Here is a 14,764-nt window from a genome sequence, read left to right on the forward strand (position 1 = left end):
TGCCTTAGTCACGGCAGCAGACAGGCCTTACACTACCGCCCGCCCGAAACGCGGCCTACCCCCTCTGATGGGGGGGTGAGCACGCCAGGCCAAGTGTCGTACGGGCGTAACGCTGGTTCCGCTCTGCCTCCTTGAGTACACTCGTCGGAAAGAGAACAGAACGAGGTCGCGGTTGTATGGCATTTTTGTCCCCCACAGGTCACCTGCCCACAGAGAACGTTGACGAAGAACCTTTTCGCTTTACACGTAAACTCCCGCTGATCCGCACAAAACTTACGCCGCCGCGTACCCCAGGCCTGTTGCTGCAACGCGACCGCCTGCTTACGCGACTGGATAACGCCGCCTCCGGAAGCCTGACGCTGGTCTGCGCGGCAGCCGGGTTCGGCAAAACCACGCTGCTTTCCCAGTGGTACCAGCACCGTCAGGCGCAGGGCGATTCGGTGGCATGGCTTAGTCTGGAAGAAGAAGACAGCACGCCGTTGCTCTTTATGCGCTACCTGCTGGCAGCACTGAGTCCGCTCTATCCGTGCTGGAGCGACACCTTCGCGCGTTATCCGGAAGGGGCGCATCCTGGCGATTTTTCGCTGTTCCTGGCAGAACTGGTCAATCAGCTTCACCACTGTTCACACCCGCTCTATCTGATCCTCGATGATTACCAGAGCATCCGAAGCCGCGAGATCCATGACGGGCTGACATGGCTGCTCCACCACGCCCCGGCGTCGTTACATCTGATTATCGGCAGTCGCAACCGTCTGCCTCTGGTACTCAGCCGCCTGCACCTTTGGGATCAGTACACGGAAATCGAAGACAGCGAACTGCGCTTTAACGATGCAGAAGCCCAGGCCTACTTCGCCCGTTCGATCACGCCGCCGGTCAACAAGCACGATATTCCGCAACTGATGACCCTGACAGAAGGCTGGGTCGCGGGGATGAAAATTGCCGCCCTCTCTTCACGCAAACATGACGTGACGCCAGGCAGTATGGGGGCACTCAGTGGCGGTTCGCGCTCTATCAACCGCTATCTTGAAGAGGTCATATTCGCACCGCTGCCCCCAGGCACGCTCCACTTCCTGGTGTTGACCTCTGTGCTTAATCGCCTGCATCCGGCGCTGTGTGATGCGGTAACGGGATTGAATAATGGCAGAGCGATGCTCACATGGATTGAGCAACACAACCTGTTTCTTAGCGCGCTGGATGATGCCGGATTCTGGTTTCGCTACCACCCCCTGATGCGCGACGCCCTCTCCCATCGCCTGCAACAGGATCCAACTATTGATATCAGTCAGCTTCATGAGCGTGCGGGTAACTGGTTCGCCGCCCAGCAGCTCTGGGCGGAAGCGATACGTCATGCACTGGCGGCCGGAAAGTCGCTCACTCGCCATGCAGAAGCCGGGGCACAGTCGCTGGCCGAAGAAGGCGATATCGACACCATGGTGCGTTGGATCCACTATCTGCCTGCCACACCGGATCCGTCGCGCATTGAATTACAGCTCAATCTGGCCTGGGCGCTGGCGCACCATTTCCGCTTTTCAGACGCCCGTCAGTTGCTTGATGCCATTGATGCGATGATGGCGAATGGCTCAGAATATCTGACGCGCTCCACGGGGGTAAAACAGCGCGTGGTGCGGGCCATCTGTGAGGCCTTCGCCGATAACATCTCTGCCAGTCTGCTTCTTGTTGAACCGTTGCTCAATGAGGTCCCCTGTGGCGATATCTGGGTGGATGGGTTGGTCTGTAACATCCTCAGTTATTGCCATCTCGCCCTTGCCCGTCCGCAGCGGGCGCTGGACGTTCAGCAGCACGTTTCCGGAAACCAGGTCAGCAACCGCAACCTGTTTGTTGAGGTCTACCGGGTCTTTGTGCTGGCGCTCGGCCAACTGCGTCAGGGGAATCTGCAAGAAGCCGAATGCCAGGCCACCCGGGCGCTGCACCACGCAGAACAACATACCGGGCAAAATTCCAGTAGTGGTGCAACGCTTGCCCCGTTACTGGCTGATATTGCCTGGGAGCGCGGCGACATCGGACAGGTCAACAGTTTGCTGAACCCGCGTCTCGGCATGATTGATGATTTTTGCCCACCGGATGGTCTTAGTCTGTGTTACGTGGTCCTTGCACGTCAGGCGCAGTTGAATGCGCAGCCTGATGAGGCACTGGCACTTTTGCGCCATGCCGGGCAGTTATGCATGCAGCGCGGCTGGTGGCGTGCGCGTATTGCGCTGATTGCCGAAGAAATCACACTCCACCTTGATACCGGCAATAAGGATCATGCTCTCAGGCAGTTCGCTTTACTACAGCAACTGGCGAGCGAGCCGAGGGCGGCGGAAAATGAGGTCGTCGGCTGGCACAGGGGGATCTGCGAGAGCCGCCTGTTACTTGCCGAAGGCGATGCGCTGACGGCGGCAAAAAGGCTGACCTCCCTGATAAACGAACAGGAGCGCTGTGGCGAATGGCTGGCGGCAACACGCTCACGCATCCAGCAGGCCGTGGCCTTCTGGCGAGCCGGAGAAGAGAAACAGGCCATCGGCGCCTGCGTTCCGGCGCTCCCGCAGGCCGTCGCGCAAAAAATACAGCGCACACTGCTCAACGGCGGGCCAGAGCTGCTGGCGCTGCTTAGCCGCTTGCGTGAGCAGCCCCATTCCGATACGGCATTTACCGCCATTATCGCCGCCGCGCAAGAGATATTGATGCCCCAGGGGCTTTCTCCGTGGACTCCATGCGAAGCCGTGACGGACGGGCTACGGTTGACCGAGCGCGAGCGGCAGACTTTACAGTTGATCGCCGAAGGACATTCCAATAAAGGCATCGCACGCACACTTGGGATTTCGGTCGAAACGGTGAAATGGCACCATAAGCAGTTATATGAAAAGCTGGCGGTGAACGGACGTATTCAGGCGGTAAACCGGGCAAGAAAACTGGGTTTGCTGGGGTAACCGGGTTCGCCTGCCTTTCATGACAGGCGAAATAGAGGTCATGAGCCGGACATTACGATGACGGTCGGGCGCAGAACGCCACACACATCCCCACCAGCGCGGCCCCGGTCAGCCATTGAAAGACATTACGCCACGCCTCCAGTGACGGATGCGCCCCCAACAGCACGGTGATAATAGCCAGCATCATCGCCCCGGCGGCGTACTGGCTGGTGACCATCAGCGCACTGGCCCGCCCCTGTAGCATCATCGGCGTCGCCGTCAGCCCGATGGCAAACATCGCCGGATAAATCAGCCCGTGCCCCAGACCACTCAGCGCAATGCCCAGCATGAAGGCGATCGAAAACGGCAAATTGAGCGTCGTCGACAGCAGCCACAGCCCCAGCGCCGCAGCACCAAACCCAACGGTTAACACACCTGCACTGGAAAAGCGTGCGCTCAGGCGGGTATAGAGACCATTGCCAGCCACAATCAATAATGCCAGCGGGGTAAATAGTAGCCCCGTCACGACCGCCCCCAGCCCGTATGTCTGCTGCCAGAGCAGCGTCATGGAATAGAACTGGCTACCAACGCTTGCCATATAGCAGGCGCTACTGATCCAGCCGCTTTGCAAACCCGGTAACGTGCGAAGCTGTTCTGACAGCAGCGGTCTTGCGGCAAAGCGTTCATGCACGATAAAGAGCACAAGCATGCCCAGCGCCAGACGGTTTGCCAGAAAATCAGGCTGCCCGGTTTCGGCATAGCGCATCAGCGCCCAGACTATCGCCCCGGCGGAGGCACAGCCTGCCAGCGCCCCCAGCCCTGCACGCGGTTTCTCCCTTTCGGTGCGCAACAGCGGAAAGTCCCGGCTAACCCGCCAGAGCGCCAGCAGCCCTGGCGGCAGATTGATAAAGAAGATAGCCCGCCAGCTTAACTCCGCCAACAAGCCGCCCAGCATCACCCCGGCTACCAGCCCGAGGGCGCCAGTCGCGCTCCAGATAGCCAGCGCCCGGCGATGCGCTTCCCCCTGGAAATGCTGCGCCATCAGCGCCAGTATCGCCGGTTGCATCAGCGCCGCCGCACTACCCTGGCCGCCACGGGCGATTAACAACAGCACGGCGCTGTGCGCCAACCCGCCTATGACTGATGAGAATAAAAACAGCCCCATCCCGAGAATAAATATCGGCCGGGCGCCCAGACGATCGCAAAGGCTTCCCCCCAGCAGCAGCAACCCGGCAAAGATCAGCCCGTAGAGGGAAACAACCCATTGCATTTCACCGGGCGAGAGCGCTAAATCCTGCGCCAGGGTGGGCAGCGCCACGTAAACAATGGCGTAATCGAGCGCAATCAGCGCTTGTGCAATGCCCGGCACCAGCAGAGAAAATGCGCGCGAAGCGTGTGGCGTCGTCGTCAGATTAATGTGCGTCATCAGGCTTCCTGTTTGTTAAGTAATGATGAATAATCCTCATGGATTACTTGTTCTTTACACAGGCTAACCGTCATTATGTCAGGCAATCAATGTCATAGTTTTCAGCCAAAGATGAGTTAAATTCATCCATGAAATTACGCCGCCTTCCCCACCTGGGCGCTATCCGCGCTTTTGATGCCGTTGCCCGCCACGCCAGTTTTAAACTGGCCGCTGAGGAAATTGGCGTCACCTCCACGGCTATCAGCCACCAGATTCGCCAACTGGAAGAGACCCTCGGTCAACGCCTGTTCATCCGTTCTGCCCGCGCGGTGACGCTGACAGCAAGCGGCGAAATCCTGTTTCGCGCATCGGAAAATATGTTCACCACCCTGCGTGAAGCGGTAACACTTATCGAGGCCGGCGCACCGCCCGATGCACTGACGCTCAGCACCACCTCGAATTTCCTGACGAACTGGCTGGTACCGCGCCTGCCGCTTTTGCACCGTCAGCTCCCGGACCTGGAGCTACGCTTTCACAGCAGCACCAGCCTGGTGGATGTGCGCGGCGCGATGGCCGACTGCGCCATTCGCTATAGCATGCAGGCGGACGAATCGCTGGAAAGCACCTTGCTCTGGCGTGACCGTTTTGTTCTGGTTGCCAGCCCTGCGCTGAGGCTGCAAAGCCCGGAGGATTTGGCAGGACTGACGCTGTTTCACATCGAAAACCGCCATGTGCCGACACCCGAGCCAGACTGGCAGTACTGGAAGGAGACCTTTGGCCCGGCAGAGTTAGCCGTGCAGGCAGGTATTCGTTTTGATGATGAGACGCATGCGATTCAGGCGGCGATTGCCGGACAGGGCGTCTTGCTGGCGAGCGAGCTGCTTATCCAGTATCCGCTGGCACAAGGGTTACTCCATATCGCCCTGCCGGGCGCGCTCCCTGGCGGCAATTATTATTTTGTCACCAGCGCGGAAAAGGCCACCCGCCGTAATGTACAACAGTTCAAACAGTGGCTTATCCATGCTTTTAATGACGTGACATTGTCACAAATGAGTGTACAACCTGCGCGCTGACACACTGAAAACGTCAGCGGCAGTCCCTGGGTTTTGCTATGGTATTTTTTTGCTGATGATAAGCGGGTAGAACGAATGGAGCGGCTGGATTGCGATCGTATGTTTGTCGCAGTGATGGAAACGGGGAGTTTTACGGCGGCGGCGCAGCGGTGCGGCACCAGCCACGGTCAGGCATCGAAATTGATCTCCCGGCTGGAAAGTGAACTGGGCGTTAACCTACTGCGCCGTAGCACCCGATCTCTGACTCCCACGGAGGTAGGACTGGCCTACTACGAACGTATCCGTCAGCTCCTGGTCGATTATGACGCGCTTAATGATTCCGTTCGCAACAGCGCCAACGCCCCTTCCGGGCTACTGCGCATCTCTGCGCCGGTCACATTTGGCGTTTCGCAACTGGCGCCCTATCTGGTGGAATTTGCCCGCCGCTATCCGGATATCGAGCTGGATGTCAGCTTTTCCGACAGGCTGGTTAACGTGGTGGATGAAGGTTTTGATCTGGCCCTGCGTATCGGCAGCCTGACCGACAGCAGTCTTATTGCCCGCCGTTTATGCCCGATTCGCAATGTGGTCGTCGCCGCCAGAAGTTATCTTGAGCGCCACGGCGAACCTCAACACTGGGCAGAACTGGAGCAGCATGCCCTGATCGTCGATACCAATTTTCGCGATCCCTGGCACTGGCCGTTTCGCGATGCCGGGCAGCAGATGCATTTGCAACCGGTTCGCGGACGAATCAAATTTTCCAACGCGGAGGCCTGTATTGAGGCCGCCTGTGCCGGGCTTGGAATTGCCAGAGTACCGATGTTTATCGCTGAAAAAGCCCTGAATGAACAGCGTGTCATGCCCGTTCTGGCAGCCTTTGAAGCGCCGCCGCTGGCGCTATACGCGGTCTATCCCCCTGCCCGCTACCTGGCGCAGAAATCCCGGGTGTTAATAGATTTTCTGGCGACGACCTACGCCTCAGTTTCATAGGTAGTATTATTTCCATTGTGGAAATAAACATCCTCTTTTCGACCCAATAATCATTGGGCTGGAAACACTCTATAGTCCTCTCATCAACCTATTCGAGAGGACACCACCATGACTGATTCACGCACGGCTCCCTATGCATCTCTGCTACTGCGCCTGACGCTCGGCATTCTGTTTCTGGCGCACTTTAGCCTGAAATTCTTCGTTTTTACTCCGGCGGGCACAGCGAAATTTTTTGCCTCCCTGGGTCTGCCCGGCGGTCTGGCGTATCTCACCATGGCGGTTGAGCTGGTGGGAGCAATTGCGCTAATCCTCGGGATCTATAGCCGTATCGTTGCCATCGTGCTGATTCCGATTCTGTTGGGGGCTATCTTTACCGTGCACGGTCCGGCGGGCTTTTTCTTCACTAACCCGAACGGTGGCTGGGAATTCCCGGCATTCTGGATAGTTGGCCTGCTTGCTCTGGCGCTGACCGGTGACGGAAAATACGCGCTCAAACCGACCCCTTTTAAAGGTTAAGGATCACGCATGCTGATTGACGGAAAATGGACGGCGGACTGGCACCCGGTGCAGGCCACCGATGAAAAAGGTGGATTTGTCCGCCAGACCTCCAGTTTTCGCCACTGGGTGACGCCTGACGGATCGCCCGGTATCACGGGCGAAGGCGGTTTTATCGCCGAACCGGATCGCTACCATCTGTATGTCGCACTGATTTGCCCGTGGGCCTCCCGCACGCTGATTGCCCGCAAACTCAAGGGGCTGGAAGAGGTTATCAGTGTATCCGTGGTAGAACCCTGGTTACTGGAGGAAGGCTGGCATTTCGGCGATTACCCCGGCGCTGACAGAGATACGCTAAATAATGTCGAGTGGCTGCATCAGCTTTATACCCATGCAGATCCGATGTTTACGGGTCGCGCGACGGTTCCGGTACTGTGGGATAAGAAAACCCACACCATCGTCAATAACGAGTCTGCGGATATCGTGCGGATGCTTAATAGCGGCTTTGGCGAACTGGCGCGTGGCAACATTGATCTCTACCCCGCCGCCCTGCGCGAAGAGATTGACCAGCTCAACGCCGCGATTTACCCAACGCTGAATAACGGGGTGTATCGCGCTGGTTTTGCCACTACCCAGGTGAGTTATGAAGAGGCGGTCAGCGATGTGTTCGCTATGCTCGATACGCTGGAAGCGCGCCTTGCAACGCGGGATTTTCTCTGCGGTGGGCAGCTAACCGAAGCCGATATTCGCCTGTTTGTGACCCTGGTGCGTTTTGATGCCGCCTACCATGGGGTGTTCAAATGTAATTTGCGTAAGCTTGCGCAGTACCCGAATCTGGACCGCTATCTGCGGACAATGCTGGCGGTACCGGGCATCCGGGAAACGGTGAATATTGACCATATCAAGCAGGGCTACTATTCCATCAAAGCGCTCAACCCGAACGGGATTGTCCCGCGAGGGCCGGATCTCAGTGCGTATGGCTTATAAGTCATTCGCAGAAAGCGAGATCATCGCAGGGTGAGTCAGAGTCTCCCTTGTGAGGAGGATTTAAGTGAGGGGAGTATGCAGCCCGGAAGGCGGGTGTTATAAAAACGCAGTTTCGCTGCTCCCCACGCTTTTTAGCTCAAGCCCCATAAATTTGAGTCCTATTCCGTGCTCATGATCTCTGTCGGTTGTAAACATAAATCCGAAATGACCTTTCTCATCCGGGGAAAGATAGATTTTCACCAGAATAAGTTCTGTTGCCTCGGCGCCATACACGCGTTTGCAGTATGCCTGCGTTTGTGCAGTGATTTTCTGCGAAAAAGCGTTCTGCTTCTCAATAAGAAACTGGATATCGGCCCTCATTTTGTCATCAGGCGAATGTGCGTCCAGATTTATGCACTGGACCGATTGAGAGCCGAATGCCGGTAAAAGCAAATCAACTGCGGTGCCTTCGTCATCGGCATAATATTCCCGTTCAGCAGACATCTTTATGTTCCTTTTTTCGGGCACCAGGGACAGTAACTGCTTTTTTATCCCAGCGTCATTTGTTGCCTGTTGGCAATAAGCAGGAGTATGGCCTTTCAGCCACCCTTAACGGCAAGAAATAATAACAGCCTCTCTTGTTTCATACTTATCACCAACGCGATCGTCTCGCAGCGTTATTACGGTTTTCGCCTCAGGAAATCAATAAGAAAAGGGGGAACGTTGCTGCGCCTCGTGTAAATAATGCCTGGCATCTTCACCGGCGGCGGTATACAGCGGTGCGTTTTGATCGCTCACAACGGCAAGAATGGCCTTCGCGACATCGTCGGCGTGCGTCACTGGCGAGTTGGTATCGCGCGCCATCTGAATAAATGCATCCACCATTTCTCCATACGCCGGATCGTCTTGTCCGCCAAAATACGCCCGCGCATTTTCGCCAAACTTCGTCTCTGGCGAGCGCCCTGGTAAGACAACATGAACTCGAATACCAAATGGCCTGACTTCGATGGCTAATGACTCGCTCCAGGCATTCAGCGCCGCTTTACTGGCGCGATAAAGCCCAATCAGCGGCATCGCTTTGGTTGTTACTGACGATGAAACATTGATGATAATTCCTGATTTTTTCTCTCTCATCTGCGGGAGTAAAGCCTGGGTTAATGCCAGTGTTCCCAAAACATTGGTATGCATTAATTGCTGTGCGGTTGCCATGGGCGTGAGCTCAACAGGTACCGGTGCGCCCAACCCGGCATTATTCACCAGCAGGTCAATCGCCCCGGCCTTTTTTACCACATTATCAATGCTGTCAGCGGACGTGATATCCAGCGGCAGAATAGTCAGTCTGTCGCTTTCAGGGAATAGCGTGGGATCAGGCGTTCTCATGGTGGCAACTACCTTCCAGCCTTTCTCTAAAAAGAGTTTTGCTGTTGCAAGCCCAAAACCCGATGAACATCCGGTAATCAGTGCAGTAGACATAGTTAAACCTCTTCGTTGGCAAGAGCCAGGATCATAGCCGCCTCTGCCTGGACAATATATAATCAAAAATCCAGTTAAATTTAGAGAGCGTCCAATGTCAGATCCGTTAACCGATATTGTTACCCTGCTCAATCCCAGGCCAACCCATACCAAACTCGTTGAAGGGGCCGGCCAGTGGCGTATTGTTCGGGAGTCTTCCGGAGAGGCTTTTTATTGCGCAGTGTTACAAGGCGAATGTCTGATGAGTATTAACGGCAAAGCGCCGAAATTACTCGTTTCCGGCGATTTCGTTCTGATCCCCGCTACCTATACCTTTGAAAACACCAGTGCGGGTGCGTTAACACCCGTTGGCATTACGACGCCGACCCTTATTGGCGATGGGCACGTAAGAATTGGCTCAACAACGGGGCCGGCTGAATTTCTGATGAATGTGGGGCACTGTGAATTCGACACGCCGGACAAACAGCTTATCGTTGCCCTACTTCCCAATGAGATCCTGATTAAAGGACAACGCAGGTTTGTCACGTTGCTTGAACTTCTGCTGGACGAAAGCCAGGCCCGGCGACCAGGACGTGAGGTGGTATTGATGCGCCTTTTACAGCTATTACTGGTTGAATCGTTGCGAAGTCATCATGATTTGTCGAAAACGGCAGGTATCCTGCAAGGGTTACAGCACGAAAAGATCGCCATTGCGCTCCATCTCATCCATGAAAAACCCGACATTGACTGGCAAATAGCGCACCTCGCCAGCCACTGCGCAATGTCCCGTTCCTCTTTCTTTGCCATATTCAACGAGACGGTCGGGATGCCGCCGATGCAATATCTGCTCTTCTGGCGAATGTCGTTAGCGAGAAAAGCACTGTTGAGTAGTACAGATAAAATAGAACAGATCGCATTCCGGATTGGTTACCAGTCAGCGAGTGCATTCAATGTCGCCTTCACGAAATATGTGGGCATGCCGCCTGGGGTATTTCGACGTCAGAAATCCCATGATGCCCATGTGGCGTCGCCACACGGATGAAAAGCCAGTGTTGTACATGCGTTCTGTCAGAAATCACTGGCCTTCTCTTTTCGACCGATGACTCTCCCGTAAATAAAAGAGGCTTTCCGGCATCTGTTTAAGGGGGGCGATGATAAGTTAACGGCGAATTATCTTACCTGCATCCGGTATTCAATCATGCCGCTTTTTTTTGCAATCCAGTCATATAATCTTTGCGCACGATAGTTTGCTTCATGGGTGTGCCAGTAAAGATGGCTGGCATGACGTTTTCTGGCTTCTTTCTGAACATATTCAATTAACAGTTTGCCAATGTGTTTGCCGCGAATATTTTCGCTGACATATAAATCTTCCAGATAACAATAATCGCTCTCCGCCCAGGTGGAACGGTGAAAAAGATAATGTGCAAAACCCACCACCTCTCCATTACTTTTCGCGACGGCACAGAATATCGGCTCGATTGGATTGGCAAAGCGCTCCCAGGTGCGCTTTGTGATCGCGTCGGGAATATCAACGTTGTAAAAAATTTGATAATTTTTCCACAATGGTAACCAGCTTTCATAATCCATTTCACTGGCAGCTTCGATTGCGATAGATACTGTATTCATAATAATAACCTCGTTGTTCACTGAATGGGGATAGTCATTAATTAAACGCGCAGGCATATTGATAGGCTTAACGTTTTAATAAAAGAAAGCACAGGGCATTTTTGCGATTAGCACGCCGATACAGGGAGGCGTAACGCTCGCGCCTAAAAATGACCTGCGGTTACAGCACCTCTTATTTTCGCTATCGTGATAGGGCGGCATATTATCCCTCTGTCGCGACTCTTATCGCAGCCCACTCCACCCTGCCCGTCATTTAATCTTCGGGAACGATCATATGGTTGAAATGGCACGTTTAGCCCCACCAATTTTGCCCAATGAAGCAGACCAATTTATCTTCTGGCATCAGGCAAACCTGTTATAGACTGGGTAATAAGGGAAGCCATACGGAGAAAAGGATGTTTAAGCATGCACAACTTGAAACGGTAAAAGCCTGGATAAGTGATCCCGCAAACGGATCGCTGCCTCTTCATGAAAGGATTCAAAGAGCCATACGGGCGCTGATACTGGAAGGGATTTTATCTCACGGCAAAGCCCTTCCCGCCTCACGAGCATTAGCCACATCACTCAATGTCTCCCGGGATACCATTGAAACTGCCTATACGCGCCTGCACGCTGAAGGGTTTATTGAAAGGCACACGGGGAAAGGGAGTTTCGTTTCTGCCAGCGCCCGCTTTCTGAAATCACATTCCCGGCAACGGCAGTCAGCTGCTGCGGTACGTGAACCAACGCTCAGCGAGCGGGGAAAACGGGTTTATGGAAGCGGCGGTATACGCGAATTTTCCTTGCCCCGCCCGCTGGCGCCGGGGATCCCCGAAACACGTCTGTTTCCGCTTCAAACCTGGGAGCGACTTGCGCGACAGGTATTGAAAGAATATCGCCACCATGCGCTGGAACAAAGCCCTCCGCAGGGGACAGAACGCTTACGCCAGGCAATCGCTGAATATGTCAATCTGGAGCGCGGCGCGCATGCCACGCCAGAACGTATCATTATTCTCACCAGTTCCCAGCAGGCACTTGCGCTCTGTTCGCATGTCCTGATGGACGGCGGGGATGCCATCGCGGTTGAAGATCCTGCCTATCAGGGGGCACAAAAAGCGTTTGATACTGCCGGACTGAACAGCCTTCCGGTGCCTCTTGATGAGAAAGGTTTATGCATTGCGTCGCTAAATGCTCTGACAGAGCCTGCGAAAGCTCTCTATCTCACGCCTTCCCACCAGTATCCTACCGGTGTCACCCTCTCCCTCGAGCGACGACTGGCGGTCATCAACTGGGCAAACCATCACAAGGCCTGGATCATTGAGGATGACTATGACAGTGAATTTCACTATGAAGGGAAACCGATGGCCTGTGTACAGGGTCTGGATGCCTTTAACCGGACCATCTATATCGGGACGTTTACCAAATCTCTTTTTCCGGGGCTACGCATTGCCTGGATGGTCGTTCCCGCAGAATTGGTTGAGCCGCTGACGATGGCAAGAACATTAATGGACGGTCATACCGCCTCAATGACCCAACTGACAGTGGCCAAATTTCTGGAGGGCGGCCATTTTAGCGCCTATGTCCGGATGATGCGGGGGGTCTATGTCGCGCGGCGCGACAAACTCGCCAGCCTGTTAGAACAGTATCTTGCTGATTTTGTCGTTGGCATAACGCCTGCGGGGGGAATGCAGATGCCCTGCTATCTCAAAGACGGCCTGTCAGAGACTGCCGTCGCCGCCGCTGCTCGCCGGGCAGGTATTGATATGCTCGGGCTGACCGGACTGTATGCCAGCAAACCGGCATCCCCAGGTTTTTTGCTGGGATTTGCGGCTTATACGGAGAAGGAAATGGAAGACGCGGTAGGAAAACTTGCGGCCCTTTTTCGCCGTCTCTGAGGCTTATGCCTGTCAACCCGTAAAGCCGACTGACTCATTGCGCCTGCGGCTGACAGGCGGGCAATGTCATCCTGAACGAGTAGCGCGAAAACCACGGGATCCTATGTTGATTGCTGGCGTAATAGCTGGGTTTCAGGGCGAGCAATACTGCGGCGCCATGCCCCGGGAGCCTGCCCATAATGGCGCTTAAAGCTGCGGTTGAAGGACTGCTGAGAGTCAAAACCCAGGGCGATCGCCACATTTAAAATCGGTTCGTCACTGTGGGCTAAGCGCTCAACCGATTTTTGCAGCTTTTGCGCGCGAATATACTCGGCGAGACGATAGCCGGTATGTTCTTTGAATATCCGCTGCAGGTGCCACTTCGAATAACCGGCTCGTCTGGAGACAGTGTCAATGTCGAGACGGCTTTCAATGTTGTTGTCGATCCAGTCGAGTAAATCGTGAATAAAGCCTTCACTGTTCACTTTGTTTCCCCCCCCGCTCAGCTCACCAAAAAAAGCATCTTTGTTTGTTGCATTTAAAGGTGGCCTGCTTTTGCCTTAAATGCAAGTTTTATTATTGCATTTAAATCTCTGGCAGAAACGCGTCGTGTTGATGTGCCAGGAATAGCACATAAAGTGCAACAATTATTCTTGCACTTAATTTAGCACCTCCCTACAATCGCCGCGATAGTGTATTCGCAACTGTTACAGTTTTGTGGCGATGAACGGCACAAATGGCCTTAAGCCAGCCCGGACAAAGGAAGTGGCGCAGCGTCTCCCGCTGCGTCTTGCCCGGCGGCTACAATTACCGGAATAAAAATAATGAGCCTGCAAAAACATTGGGGTAACTTTCATCTGAACGCGCTGGGCGCGATGATGCTCTCCGTACTGCTCGTTGGGTGCGATAACAGCGTCGCGCAAAACGCGGCGCCACAGGCACCCGCCGTCAGCGCTGCGGATGTGGTGGTAAAATCCATTAGCCAGTGGGATAGCTTTAACGGTCGGATTGAAGCGGTGGAAAGCGTTCAGTTACGCCCCCGCGTCTCGGGTTACATTGACAAAGTGAATTACACCGAGGGCCAGGAAGTGAAAAAGGGTGAGGTGCTGTTCACTATTGATGACAGAACCTATCGCGCTGCGCTGGAACAGGCGCAAGCGACGCTGGCAAGGGCTAAAACGCAGGCGAGCCTGGCGCAAAGTGAGGCTAACCGTACCGATAAACTCATCAATACCAACCTCGTATCCCGTGAAGAATGGGAGCAGCGTCGTTCGGCCGCCTCCCAGGCGCAGGCCGACATTCGCGCAGCGCAGGCGGCGGTTGACACCGCACAACTTAATCTTGATTTCACCAAAGTGACTGCGCCGATCGATGGCCGCGCCAGTCGGGCGTTGATCACCAGCGGTAACCTGGTCACCGCGGGCGACAGCGCCAGCGTACTTACTACGCTGGTCTCGCAAAAAACGGTTTACGTCTATTTTGATGTCGATGAGTCGACCTATCTCCACTATCAAAATCTCGCCCGCAGCGGGCAAAGCGCGTCAAATAATCACCTGGCTCTACCGGTTGAGATTGGCCTTACCGGCGAGGATGGCTACCCCCATCAGGGCAAAGTGGATTTCCTGGATAATCAGTTAACGCCGAGTACCGGCACTATCCGTATGCGCGCGCTGCTGGATAACGCACAGCGTCAGTTCACGCCAGGTCTTTTTGCCCGCGTCCGCCTGCCGGGCAGCGCTGAATTCCAGGCCACCCTTATCGACGACAAAGCGGTGCTGACCGATCAGGATCGTAAATATGTTTATATCGTTGATAAAGAAGGAAAGGCGCAGCGTCGCGATATTACTCCCGGGCGTCTGGCAGAGGGTCTACGCATCGTGCAGCAGGGGCTCAAGCCTGGCGATAAAGTCATCGTCGACGGTTTACAAAAAGTGTTTATGCCGGGGATGCCGGTTAACGCGAAAACCGTTGCCATGACCACCAGCACTGCCCTCAACTGATCCCTTATCTGAGAAT

At 54.7% G+C, this 14,764-nt stretch carries 13 protein-coding genes; 8 read left to right on the forward strand and 5 right to left on the reverse strand.

Features of this window, described 5'->3' with window-relative positions:
• The first annotated feature begins 176 nt into the window (after window positions 1-176).
• Window positions 177-2,930, forward strand: coding sequence for a winged helix-turn-helix domain-containing protein (locus L2097_RS08520; RefSeq protein WP_250352592.1), 2,754 nt, complete (start codon window positions 177-179; stop codon window positions 2,928-2,930).
• Between the two features lie 52 nt (window positions 2,931-2,982).
• Here L2097_RS08520 and L2097_RS08525 read toward each other — a convergent pair whose 3' ends face one another.
• Complete coding sequence (locus L2097_RS08525; protein WP_250352593.1) at window positions 2,983-4,335, reverse strand: MFS transporter; 1,353 nt, start codon at window positions 4,333-4,335, stop codon at window positions 2,983-2,985.
• A gap of 128 nt (window positions 4,336-4,463) precedes the next feature.
• On the opposite strand from L2097_RS08525, the gene L2097_RS08530 reads away from it, so the two are divergent.
• From L2097_RS08530 to L2097_RS08545, 4 genes are all read left to right on the forward strand, one after another.
• Complete coding sequence (locus tag L2097_RS08530) at window positions 4,464-5,387, forward strand: LysR substrate-binding domain-containing protein (RefSeq protein ID WP_250352594.1); 924 nt, start codon at window positions 4,464-4,466, stop codon at window positions 5,385-5,387.
• 75 nt (window positions 5,388-5,462) lie between these two features.
• The gene (locus L2097_RS08535) at window positions 5,463-6,356 is read left to right on the forward strand and encodes a LysR family transcriptional regulator (RefSeq protein WP_142518795.1); all 894 of its coding nucleotides are present in this window, start codon (window positions 5,463-5,465) and stop codon (window positions 6,354-6,356) included.
• 108 nt (window positions 6,357-6,464) lie between these two features.
• Window positions 6,465-6,872 (forward strand): DoxX family protein, encoded by a 408-nt coding sequence (locus tag L2097_RS08540; protein WP_047370717.1) that lies wholly within the window; start codon window positions 6,465-6,467, stop codon window positions 6,870-6,872.
• Between the two features lie 9 nt (window positions 6,873-6,881).
• Window positions 6,882-7,838 (forward strand): glutathione S-transferase family protein, encoded by a 957-nt coding sequence (locus L2097_RS08545; protein WP_047370718.1) that lies wholly within the window; start codon window positions 6,882-6,884, stop codon window positions 7,836-7,838.
• Window positions 7,839-7,934: 96 nt separating this feature from the next.
• Here L2097_RS08545 and L2097_RS08550 read toward each other — a convergent pair whose 3' ends face one another.
• Both L2097_RS08550 and L2097_RS08555 read right to left on the reverse strand, forming a co-directional pair.
• Entirely contained in the window at window positions 7,935-8,321 is a 387-nt protein-coding gene (locus L2097_RS08550; protein WP_250352595.1) for a hypothetical protein, read from the reverse strand.
• Window positions 8,322-8,519: 198 nt separating this feature from the next.
• Window positions 8,520-9,290 (reverse strand): SDR family oxidoreductase, encoded by a 771-nt coding sequence (locus L2097_RS08555; protein WP_250352596.1) that lies wholly within the window; start codon window positions 9,288-9,290, stop codon window positions 8,520-8,522.
• Window positions 9,291-9,384: 94 nt separating this feature from the next.
• Here L2097_RS08555 and L2097_RS08560 point away from each other — a divergent pair, with 94 nt between their 5' ends.
• Window positions 9,385-10,311: an AraC family transcriptional regulator gene (locus tag L2097_RS08560; protein WP_047370721.1), complete on the forward strand. Its 927-nt coding sequence runs from the start codon at window positions 9,385-9,387 to the stop codon at window positions 10,309-10,311.
• Between the two features lie 128 nt (window positions 10,312-10,439).
• Here the strand turns inward: L2097_RS08560 and L2097_RS08565 are convergent, their stop codons facing one another.
• A complete protein-coding gene (locus tag L2097_RS08565; protein ID WP_177328618.1) occupies window positions 10,440-10,895 on the reverse strand; it encodes a GNAT family N-acetyltransferase in 456 nt (151 codons plus the stop codon).
• A 395-nt stretch (window positions 10,896-11,290) separates the two neighbouring features.
• Here L2097_RS08565 and pdxR point away from each other — a divergent pair, with 395 nt between their 5' ends.
• On the forward strand, window positions 11,291-12,769 hold the full coding sequence (gene pdxR / locus L2097_RS08570; RefSeq protein ID WP_250352597.1) for a MocR-like pyridoxine biosynthesis transcription factor PdxR: 1,479 nt from the start codon (window positions 11,291-11,293) through the stop codon (window positions 12,767-12,769).
• A gap of 101 nt (window positions 12,770-12,870) precedes the next feature.
• Here pdxR and L2097_RS08575 read toward each other — a convergent pair whose 3' ends face one another.
• Window positions 12,871-13,233: a helix-turn-helix domain-containing protein gene (locus L2097_RS08575; RefSeq protein ID WP_047370723.1), complete on the reverse strand. Its 363-nt coding sequence runs from the start codon at window positions 13,231-13,233 to the stop codon at window positions 12,871-12,873.
• A gap of 339 nt (window positions 13,234-13,572) precedes the next feature.
• Between L2097_RS08575 and oqxA the strand changes: the two genes are divergently transcribed.
• On the forward strand, window positions 13,573-14,748 hold the full coding sequence (gene oqxA / locus L2097_RS08580; protein ID WP_250352598.1) for a multidrug efflux RND transporter periplasmic adaptor subunit OqxA: 1,176 nt from the start codon (window positions 13,573-13,575) through the stop codon (window positions 14,746-14,748).
• The last annotated feature ends 16 nt before the right edge of the window (window positions 14,749-14,764 follow it).

Origin of the sequence: Citrobacter sp. MNAZ 1397 (assembly GCF_023613995.1) — a bacterium.
GTDB lineage: Bacteria > Pseudomonadota > Gammaproteobacteria > Enterobacterales > Enterobacteriaceae > Phytobacter > Phytobacter ursingii.

Bases quoted from the DNA above. Each gene is read 5' to 3' on its own strand.
- pdxR (WP_250352597.1), top strand. From the start codon at position 11,291: ATGTTTAAGCATGCACAACTTGAAACGGTAAAAGCCTGGATAAGTGAT.
- oqxA (WP_250352598.1), top strand. From the start codon at position 13,573: ATGAGCCTGCAAAAACATTGGGGTAACTTTCATCTGAACGCGCTGGGC.
- L2097_RS08525 (WP_250352593.1), bottom strand. From the start codon at position 4,335: ATGACGCACATTAATCTGACGACGACGCCACACGCTTCGCGCGCATTT.
- L2097_RS08545 (WP_047370718.1), top strand. From the start codon at position 6,882: ATGCTGATTGACGGAAAATGGACGGCGGACTGGCACCCGGTGCAGGCC.
- L2097_RS08540 (WP_047370717.1), top strand. From the start codon at position 6,465: ATGACTGATTCACGCACGGCTCCCTATGCATCTCTGCTACTGCGCCTG.
- L2097_RS08555 (WP_250352596.1), bottom strand. From the start codon at position 9,290: ATGTCTACTGCACTGATTACCGGATGTTCATCGGGTTTTGGGCTTGCA.
- L2097_RS08550 (WP_250352595.1), bottom strand. From the start codon at position 8,321: ATGTCTGCTGAACGGGAATATTATGCCGATGACGAAGGCACCGCAGTT.
- L2097_RS08560 (WP_047370721.1), top strand. From the start codon at position 9,385: ATGTCAGATCCGTTAACCGATATTGTTACCCTGCTCAATCCCAGGCCA.
- L2097_RS08535 (WP_142518795.1), top strand. From the start codon at position 5,463: ATGGAGCGGCTGGATTGCGATCGTATGTTTGTCGCAGTGATGGAAACG.
- L2097_RS08530 (WP_250352594.1), top strand. From the start codon at position 4,464: ATGAAATTACGCCGCCTTCCCCACCTGGGCGCTATCCGCGCTTTTGAT.
- L2097_RS08565 (WP_177328618.1), bottom strand. From the start codon at position 10,895: ATGAATACAGTATCTATCGCAATCGAAGCTGCCAGTGAAATGGATTAT.
- L2097_RS08520 (WP_250352592.1), top strand. From the start codon at position 177: ATGGCATTTTTGTCCCCCACAGGTCACCTGCCCACAGAGAACGTTGAC.